Below are 6,712 nucleotides of genomic sequence, written 5' to 3'. Positions count from 1 at the left end.
CAACTGCTCGACATCACCATCTCCTCCGAGTTCACGTCTCAGAAGGAGTTAGTTTGAGAGCATTGTGAGGTACTGAGTCTCGATACATTGCTGTTTCTCGAAGACGTCCTCGCGCGGTGCCGCGGTCGCCTGCTGGTGCGGGCCGACCGCGGCCCGTGGTATGACTGGCCGCTAGATCTGTTAGATTGCGAGTTCGAACGTGAAACGTGGGGAAATCGCTCACTCATCGAAGCATAGTTCCGCCTATTCAAGTACCGAACCAGACGCTTCTGGCACCGATTTCCCTACCAAAGCACGACTCACTCCACCAGATCGCGGCTCACTGCCTTCGCTACGCTCCACAATGCGACGCTCAAGCCTTGACACCCTCGGATGGAGTGTTTTCGCGATGTTCATGCTTGGTGTACACCTGAGATCGCGAACGTCTGTCTCAAATTACAGGTTGGGATGATACTCTCAGGTCGCTGAGTTGAGAAACGAATGATTCTTGCGGTACTGTCGGAAAGGTAACTTAATTCCAGATGTCGTTTACTGTGGCTCCTTCATGGACCACTTGCCGGAGTGCGGCAACCGTTTGGGTCGGGTTATCGGACTTCCAGATCGTTCGGCCGATCATGAGGCCGCGGGCGCCGGCTTCTATTGCACCCTCAACGGTCTCAAGCATTGCCTTAGTGCTCCCGGATGCGGGACCGCCTAAGATCATCACAGGTACGGGTGAATTGGAGACAATTGGTTCGAACGTATCGACACTTCCAGTGTACGGTGCTTTCAAAATATCGGCTCCAAATTCCCAACCCATTCGGAGAGCATCAGCGACGTATTCCGAATCGGTTTCCAGTCCATCGGGAATTCGCTCCCCCCACATAACTGGCTCGACTACCAGTGGAATACCGGTTCCACGAAGCTCCTCCGAAAGGTGAGACACGTATTCGATGTTGCGGCGGAAAGTCTCCTCATCATCTCTGCCGAACACGAGTACAATTTTCACCCCAGAGGGAGAAAGATCCTGCAGAAGCTCGGTGTTGAATGCCGGTGTCCAGAGGTCACTCCCATGATCCCTACCTGGACTGGTTGACCAAGTGACTACATCTGCAGTAAGAACCAAGTCCGCGTCAGCAGCCTTCAGTCGCTCTTTGTAGTGGCGAGCAAAGTGTGGTCCCACAACCACGCCATCGGGATCTCCTTCTAAGACCTTATCAAGCGTCTCTTCTGGTGTTTTGAAACCTTCTGGTGCACCAAGACTGAGTCCGTGGTCTAGTGCAACAATAACGGCGTTGCCGGATCGAGTGTTGAACATTTGGGGTTCGCTCATCTGTTCTCAGTCCGTTAATCTACTCCAGTCCTCAAAACGATTGCCCTTCTTTGATCTAGTCCCATGGCTGTAGAGACCTTCCACCTCCTGTTACGCATCACGCACGCGCGAATAATAAGGCCACCATAGCTTGACTACGTTCTGACGGGCCTGATTTACCTCCACTATCGACGAAGAGATTATATTATTCTACGATCAAACCCCATCCATGACAAGCAAACGAGACGGCGGGTGGGATTCTCATGAGCTGAGATACCATGAGTAGTCCAAAGGAGCGACATCGAAATGTGGTGGAGTTGGTCGCTCAGCGTGATGGACTTTCGGTCGAAGAATTGGCTCAAGAGGTTTCTGTTTCGGAGTCAACCATACGTCGGGACCTCCGTGAACTTGCAGATCGTGATCTCTTAGAGCGTACCCACGGTGGAGCTGTCCCTATAACTAACAGTGGTCTTGAGCCATCATTCGAAAGACGGGTTGTTCAACAACTCGACCAGAAACAGGCAATTGCCACCCGAGCTATCGAAGAAATACAGGAAGAACAAATCGTCTACTTCGATGCAGGTACCACGACAATGCAGGTCGCAAGAGAAGGGTCATCTATTGATCTCCCTTTCATCGCTGTAACAAATTCTCCACTCCTAACTCCTATACTAAGCCAGAACAATAGCAAAGTCATGCTGACCGGGGGTGAATTTCGAGATGAAACTAAGGCACTGATCGGTCCAACAACCGACGAATTCGTTCGTGCCTCGAATTTCGATCTTGCCTTTCTAGGAGTTAATGGTATCAATCTCAATGGAGAGCTTTCAACACCCAACGAAGCCGAGGCCACCCTCAAACGCTCAGTGATTGAAAATTCGACGCGGTCTGTAATTGTAACCACTACTGATAAATTTGGGGAGCAGAGCTTCCGTCAATTCGGATCGATAAGTGATATTGACTTACTGATAACCAATGAACGTGTCCCAGATGAATTCCGCGAGTTATTCTCCGACACAGATTTGATCGAAAATACTTCCGATTAATCCGCTGTATGGGGTAAGAAGAGAAACCTAAATCGATGTACGGCAAGCGAACCATCACAATCTGAGTGACCGTAGTTCCGCTCTGGGAAACCTGAACTGCCAAGTACGAAGAAGTTTTATATAGGAGCGGAAGAACATCAGATCTATGGAACGGGCATTAGTGGTCGTCGAAGATAGTGAAAACAGCCGAGCGATGGTCCACGAAGCGGGTAAATTTGCATCGTGCGAAGAAGCAGAACTTGTTTTGTATGCGGAGGCCACCCAGTCCGATGTTTCAGAAGCTACAACGGTCGCATCATCAGCTGGGGAAGGTGATATCCCTGGTCCAGCTAGCAGGGACGCGATTGATTCTATCTATCGTTTCTTGGAGGGAGTTGCAGAAGAGCAGTTCCATGGCTTGGAGGTACAATATGAGACGACTTGTTCTATTGTGCCGGAAAATCGTCACTCAGGAAGTGTGATAAGGACTGCAGAAAACAACAGCTGTGATCATCTCTTTGTGGTTGGCGAACAGCGTTCCCCGACCGGAAAAGCGGTCTTTGGCGACTTTGTTCAGTCCCTCCTACTGAATTTTGATGGTAGGGTCACAGTTGAATTAGATTAAAATATTCGTAGATGTGCGTTTGGTTTTATCATCACGATCGCACTCATAGTTGATTTTTCGGCGGTTGTCATATAGAGGGCCAATCTACCTGCGGTCGGATGTTAAAGGAGATCTGAGTTGCATCACTTCCAGGTGTCGGAACATTACAGGCAGAGTCGGGTAGGATCCCCCTAACGGGGCTTTTCTCAGTCGTTTCTGGGTGGTTTTGAGCACTCTCGATCATTTCTGATCATCTTATATAGTTTTTATTGCTGAGCAACAATTAGAAATCGGGAGGTCAACCGATTGCACGTGACACCAACTATATGGCCAACTGGGATAGGCGCTGTTTAGTTGAGCTACTATTGCCGGAATACGGCCGTTGAGCGCTTGATGCGGGCGTTGCGTATTATAGTAGTGAAGGAACTGTCGGAGTCAGCGGCGAGTGCTGGCTGAACCGCTGTTCCACGTCGCATGTAGGCGATCCGTCCGCTGACTGAGTGTCTGGAATCACAGCTTGATGTGGTTCCGACCGCTGTACCCCACCGAACCTATCTACCAGAAATTCGGATTCCGGAAAGATCGTGATGCTTTGAGAGGCGAGGAAGCGATGCTGTTGCCGGATCGGTCCCGCGGCGGCTGAAGATCTCGATGTACAACGCAACCATCGAATCGAGGTTTATCGTGGTGTAGCACCACCTCCATTTCGTGCCGACTTGAATCGCCGTCTCGTCGACGGCAAACCCGCCACGGAGCACTCCGCGGTGGGTCATTCTGGGTATCTGCGGGGCAGTGAGTCCACTCCCAGACCTTCCGTGCGAACGATCAACGCCGAGGAGATCAAGAATCGCTGTGGTCTCACGGAGTGAAAGTCCTACTGAATAGAGTCGAACGGCGAACGCGCTAATGGGCGTCGTCCGCTCTTGGTCCCAAAGGTCACTATCTACCGGTCTTAACACTCCATCGAACAGGTCTCTGAGTGGCATGATCACCAACTCTTCAGCCTGATCGCCCCAAATTAAGAGACGGCAGGTCCAGATACATGTTTTGCAGGAAATAGTTTCGGGAGAAACTAATAACGACTATGATTATTTCTGTCCGTTTTTAGTGCATATTACCATGAGTGACTATTCGGTCTGTTACTCTCAAAGGAACATAATGTCCAGGAAATCAGTCGCGAGACGGAGACTGGTGTTCCAGTTCGCGCTCTGTAACAAGGCTATCTGTGTTACTGATTTGTCGGTCAATGCTGTCGTATTGGTGTTGGTGCCACTAGCATCCAGTAACTGTCGATCAAGTGATGCAGCGATTGTGAAGGCTGATTCCAATACACGGATTCCACTCTTCGCTGTCTCGGGAGAATCACCAGTATCAGTACCTTACAAAGTGCAGTGCCTCTACCTGAGTCGCTCTTCTGTAGCACAGCGGAATTGAGATCACGGAGGTTAATATATCCCGTTGACAGCAGTCGTGTACAACCAATGAACGCGCTGCTCTCGGCGGAATGCTTGAGCAACTTCAGTAATTCCCAATCGAGTTGAGGGGCGGAGCTAAAGCGTCGGTCTGATTGGAATAGATGTCTGGTTGAGTGGATGTGCTGGAATTACCCCAACCAGACGGGTTCCTTTCAGCGTGGGACGTCAAAGGTGTAGCGGCGGATGTAATCGGAGAGTTTCCCCTGCCAGGGATCGAGGGGCGAGCCCTCGATCCTGGCGTCATCTGGGCCGTCGTTATCCTCGCCAGCGTCAATCAGACCTCTATTCGAGAGGTCTGCGCCGAGAACCACGAGGCTCCCTGCGACGATACCGTCTTCGACTGGCTCCACACTCTCGATCGAGGCTGGCTCGAGTTCGCCGCTAACCTCCTGTTCATGCAGTTGGCCATGACGATCCTCGACCCCGAGCGGTCGAGGATCGTCTCCATCGATTTCGTCAACAATCCCTATCATGGCGTTCATCTCGACGAGGAAGGCGAACTCTGTCGAATGAGTCCCAAAGACGGCACCACTACCTGCCACCGCTACTGCACTGCTTACCTCGTCTCGAACGGCAAACCGATCACGCTCGCGATGACCTACGTCCGCAGTGACGAGAAGCAGGCCGACGCGGTCGAGCGCGTCCTCGACCGCGTCGAGGCCTATCCCTTCGAGATCGAACTGTTGCTGGCTGATTCCGGCTTCTACAACGAACGCGTCATCCGCCGCTCACGAGAGATCGCTGCGACAGTCGTGCCGGTCGCCGAGAAAGGCGACCGGCTCGAAGAGAAGCTTGAGACGCACAAATCGTACATGACGACCTACCGGATGTACAAGGATAGCGAGCGGGAACTCCGATTCCCGCTCGCGGTTTCAGTCTCGTATCAGAACGGCGATCGTGGCAAGCACGGCGAAGTGGTTCGAGGGTACGCGGCGTGCGATCTGGGCGATCGCACGCCCGCACAGATCGAACACTGCTATCGCAAACGGTCAGCGATCGAATCCAGCTATCGGCTGTTTCGGAGTGTACGAGCGGTAACGTCGACGCAAGATCCAATCGTGCGGTTTGCGTTCGTGGTGGTAGGCTTCCTGCTGGAAAACCTGTGGTTGGTGCTACGATGGGCGGTCGTCGCCCGCCCGCGTCGGGGCGGGCGCGACCTGCCCGAAGAGTTCACGTTCTCGGTGTTTTGCGACTGGATCCGATACGCACTGGAGCAGGACTTGGAGCGTCGGTGGAGGATCGAAATGAACGGAGTTGGCGTACCGGATGCGTACACTTCGGCCGCGGGCTGAGCCAGCCCGCGGCCTCGGGGGTGCCCTTCGTGAGCACCAGCTGTCGGCTGGGCTCGTGAAGAGCCGATGCTGGGCAGCGTTGAGTACGCAGCGTCGTTTCTGAGCTCCAGTCAATCGGTCTACTGTGAGGTCCACTTCGACAGCTCATCGATTCAGAGGAGAGGTTGAGATTTCAATTGGGAACTACCGACGTTCCACGGCTACGCCACGCTCTACGCGCGGGTGCGCAACAAACGCTACACGCTGGCGGTGCGCCGTCTTACCGACGGCGACACCGCCAGCTCGATCCTCGCGGAACTGCTCGGCGTGCTCGAAGGCCTTGACCTCCGGGTCAAGGCCGTCTATCTCGATCGCGAGTTCTACGATACGTACTGTTTGACGCTGCTGGCCGCCCACAACTACGCGTACGTCATGCCCATCGTGAAGTGGGGCGAAGCGATCCAGAACGAACTGAGTCAGGGCTGGAGCCGCGTGATCGATCACAACCTCCAAGGGGAAATCGACGGTCACACGTGGACCGTCGATTTCCCGGTCTATATCGACTGTACGTACCAGCAAGGGAAGTATGACGAAGAAGGTGTGGCGCGTCACGGCTACGCCGTCGACGCGCCGTTCATCGAGACTCCACGTCAGGCTCGGAAGTACTACAGCCGACGGTTCGGAGTCGAGTCGTCCTACCGTCTATCCGAACGAAGCGTAGCGAATACGACGACACAGAATCCGGCGGTACGGTTTCTGTACGTGCTGATCAGCTTCCTGCTCCAGAATGCGTGGCGGTATCTCCACTGGGAGTATGTGGCGACGCCTCTGGTCGTGGCGCTTCGACGAGTTCCTCGGGATGGTACGGCGGGCAGCGGAGACGGCGCTCGCTGTGCGTCGCGCCGTCCCCGCGAACAAGCCACCGGACGACCGCTTCAAGCGGTAATCCACCGACCGGGACCGTCCGCTCGGTGAGTGGCAACACCGTCGCGTCGGCGGCGGAACGCCGCCGACTGCGACAGATTCGATGTCCTTGGTGCTGAATA

At 53.8% G+C, this 6,712-nt stretch carries 4 protein-coding genes and 2 pseudogenes; 4 read left to right on the top strand and 2 right to left on the bottom strand.

What is annotated here, in order from left to right:
* Window positions 1–511: 511 nt before the first annotated feature.
* The gene (locus tag PHA81_RS19360) at window positions 512–1,312 is read right to left on the bottom strand and encodes a fructose-1,6-bisphosphate aldolase (RefSeq protein WP_273838382.1); all 801 of its coding nucleotides are present in this window, start codon (window positions 1,310–1,312) and stop codon (window positions 512–514) included.
* 257 nt (window positions 1,313–1,569) lie between these two features.
* Here PHA81_RS19360 and glpR point away from each other — a divergent pair, with 257 nt between their 5' ends.
* Entirely contained in the window at window positions 1,570–2,337 is a 768-nt protein-coding gene (glpR, locus tag PHA81_RS19355; protein ID WP_273838381.1) for an HTH-type transcriptional regulator GlpR, read from the top strand.
* A 145-nt stretch (window positions 2,338–2,482) separates the two neighbouring features.
* Entirely contained in the window at window positions 2,483–2,941 is a 459-nt protein-coding gene (locus PHA81_RS19350) for a universal stress protein (protein WP_273838380.1), read from the top strand.
* A gap of 345 nt (window positions 2,942–3,286) precedes the next feature.
* Here the strand turns inward: PHA81_RS19350 and PHA81_RS19345 are convergent.
* Window positions 3,287–3,906 (bottom strand): annotated as a pseudogene (locus tag PHA81_RS19345) (DDE-type integrase/transposase/recombinase); the annotation flags it as partial.
* A 608-nt stretch (window positions 3,907–4,514) separates the two neighbouring features.
* On the opposite strand from PHA81_RS19345, the gene PHA81_RS19340 reads away from it, so the two are divergent.
* Window positions 4,515–5,687 (top strand): ISH3 family transposase, encoded by a 1,173-nt coding sequence (locus PHA81_RS19340; protein WP_273838379.1) that lies wholly within the window; start codon window positions 4,515–4,517, stop codon window positions 5,685–5,687.
* 192 nt (window positions 5,688–5,879) lie between these two features.
* Window positions 5,880–6,612 (top strand): annotated as a pseudogene (locus PHA81_RS19335) (ISH3 family transposase); the annotation flags it as partial.
* Between the last annotated feature and the right edge of the window lie 100 nt (window positions 6,613–6,712).

Origin of the sequence: Halococcus sp. PRR34 (assembly GCF_028617175.1) — an archaeon.
GTDB lineage: Archaea > Halobacteriota > Halobacteria > Halobacteriales > Halococcaceae > Halococcus > Halococcus salifodinae.
This window is presented reverse-complemented; position numbering and strand designations above follow the sequence as displayed.